Source organism: Clostridium sp. BL-8, from assembly GCF_002006495.1.
Classification (GTDB): Bacteria; Bacillota; Clostridia; order Clostridiales; family Clostridiaceae; genus Clostridium.
Genome location: NZ_LZZL01000231.1, coordinates 1 through 2919 on the forward strand (window position 1 = coordinate 1; position 2919 = coordinate 2919).

Consider the following 2919-nt stretch of genomic DNA (forward strand, 5'->3'; position numbering starts at 1 on the left):
AAGGTCAAGCTACAAAGGGCGCATGGTGAATGCCTTGGCATCAGGAGCCGATGAAGGACGCGATAAGCTGCGATAAGCTTCGGGTAGACGCACATAGTCAGAGATCCGAAGATTTCCGAATGAGGAAACTCACATGGGAAACCCCATGTATCATAAAGTGAATACATAGCTTTATGAAGGTAAACCCAGGGAACTGAAACATCTAAGTACCTGGAGGAAGAGAAAGAAAAATCGATTTTCTTAGTAGCGGCGAGCGAAAAGGAAAGAGCCCAAACCAGAGATTTATCTCTGGGGTTGCGGACAGAACATAACGTGAAATTATAGTTAATTGAACACAACTGGAAAGTTGGACCGTAGGAGGTAATAGTCCTGTAAATGAAAACTATAATGAGCAGTTCTGCACCAGAGTACCACGAGACACGTGAAACCTTGTGGGAAGCAGGGAGGACCACCTCCCAAGGCTAAATACTACCTGATGACCGATAGTGAAGCAGTACCGTGAGGGAAAGGTGAAAAGAACCCCGGGAGGGGAGTGAAATAGAACCTGAAACCATGTGCCTACAACCGATCAAAGCACCTTATGTGTGTGATGATGTGCTTTTTGTAGAACGAGCCAACGAGTTACGGTATGTAGCGAGGTTAAGTACTTAAGGTACGGAGCCGAAGGGAAACCGAGTCTTAATAGGGCGACTAGTTGCATGCTGTAGACCCGAAACCGGGTGACCTATCCATGGCCAGGTTGAAGCGAGGGTAAAACCTCGTGGAGGACCGAACCACGTTGCTGTTGAAAAAGCATGGGATGAGCTGTGGATAGCGGAGAAATTCCAATCGAACTCGGATATAGCTGGTTCTCCTCGAAATAGCTTTAGGGCTAGCGTCGGAAAATGTGAGTAGTGGAGGTAGAGCACTGAATAGGCTAGGGGGCATAGCGCTTACCGAACCTTATCAAACTCCGAATGCCATATACTATCAGTCCGGCAGTCAGACTGTGAAAGATAAGTTCCATGGTCAAAAGGGAAACAGCCCAGATCGTCAGCTAAGGTCCCAAAGTGTAAGTTAAGTGGAAAAGGATGTGGGATTTCTAAGACAACTAGGATGTTGGCTTAGAAGCAGCCACTCATTAAAAGAGTGCGTAATAGCTCACTAGTCAAGAGATCCTGCGCCGAAAATGTCCGGGGCTCAAACTTACCACCGAAGCTACGGGTTCACGCTTTTGCGTGAGCGGTAGAGGAGCGTCGTAATCGGGCTGAAGTCGTACCGAAAGGAGCGGTGGACTGATTACGAGTGAGAATGTTGGCATTAGTAGCGAGATGTAAGTGAGAATCTTACAGGCCGAATATCTAAGGTTTCCTGAGTAAAGTTTGTCTTCTCAGGGTTAGTCGGGACCTAAGGCGAGGCCGAGAGGCGTAGCCGATGGACAATTGGTTGATATTCCAATACCACTATCATCGTTAATATCGAGGGTGTGACGGAGAAGGATAGGATGTGCTAGCTATTGGATGCTAGTCTAAGCGTTTAGGGAGTTGGGATTGGCAAATCCGTTCCAACAATTCTGAGGCGTGATGGGGAAGGTTCCACGGAACCGAAGTATCTGATTCCATGCTTCCAAGAAAAGCATCTAGAGAGAGAAGTAGTGCCCGTACCGCAAACCGACACAGGTAGATGAGGAGAGAATCCTAAGGCCGACGGAAGAATTGCAGTTAAGGAACTAGGCAAATTGACCCCGTAACTTCGGAATAAGGGGTGCCTACGGAAACGTAGGTCGCAGAGAATAGGCACAAGCAACTGTTTAACAAAAACACAGGTCTCTGCTAAAGCGAAAGCTGATGTATAGGGGCTGACGCCTGCCCGGTGCTGGAAGGTTAAGGGGAATACTTAGTGGTAACGCGAAGGTATGAACTTAAGCCCCAGTAAACGGCGGCCGTAACTATAACGGTCCTAAGGTAGCGAAATTCCTTGTCAGGTAAGTTCTGACCCGCACGAATGGCGTAATGACTTGTGCACTGTCTCAACTGCAAATCCGGCGAAGTTGTAGTGCGAGTGAAGATGCTCGCTACCCGCGATTGGACGGAAAGACCCCGTAGAGCTTTACTGTAGCTTAGCATTGAATTTCGGTATTGTCTGTACAGGATAGGTGGGAGACTGGGATACCAGGGCGTCAGCTTTGGAGGAGTCGTTGTTGGGATACCACCCTGATAGTATTGAAGTTCTAACTGGATGCCATGAAACTGGTGACAGGACATTGTTAGGTGGGCAGTTTGACTGGGGCGGTCGCCTCCTAAAATGTAACGGAGGCGCCCAAAGGTTCCCTCAGAACGGTCGGAAATCGTTCGAAGAGTGCAAAGGCAGAAGGGAGCCTGACTGCGACACTTACAAGTGGAGCAGGGACGAAAGTCGGGCTTAGTGATCCGGTGGTACCTCGTGGGAGGGCCATCGCTCAACGGATAAAAGCTACCTCGGGGATAACAGGCTGATCTCCCCCAAGAGTTCACATCGACGGGGAGGTTTGGCACCTCGATGTCGGCTCGTCGCATCCTGGGGCTGAAGTAGGTCCCAAGGGTTGGGCTGTTCGCCCATTAAAGCGGCACGCGAGCTGGGTTCAGAACGTCGTGAGACAGTTCGGTCCCTATCCGTCGCGGGCGTAGGAAATTTGAGAGGAGCTGTCCTTAGTACGAGAGGACCGGGATGGACTGACCTATGGTGTACCAGTTGTTTCGCCAGAAGCATAGCTGGGTAGCTAAGTCGGGAAGGGATAAACGCTGAAAGCATCTAAGTGTGAAGCCCACCTCAAGATGAGATTTCCCATAGCATAAGCTAGTAAGACCCCTTGAAGACTACAAGGTTGATAGGTCAGAGGTGTAAGTATGGTAACATATTTAGCTGACTGATACTAATAGGTCGAGGGCTTGACCAATATAA

The 2919-nt window shown here is 49.2% G+C and carries 1 rRNA gene; it reads left to right on the forward strand.

The window, feature by feature from the left end:
- Window positions 1-2: 2 nt before the first annotated feature.
- A 23S ribosomal RNA gene (locus CLOBL_RS27390) occupies window positions 3-2914 on the forward strand.
- Window positions 2915-2919 lie beyond the last annotated feature (5 nt).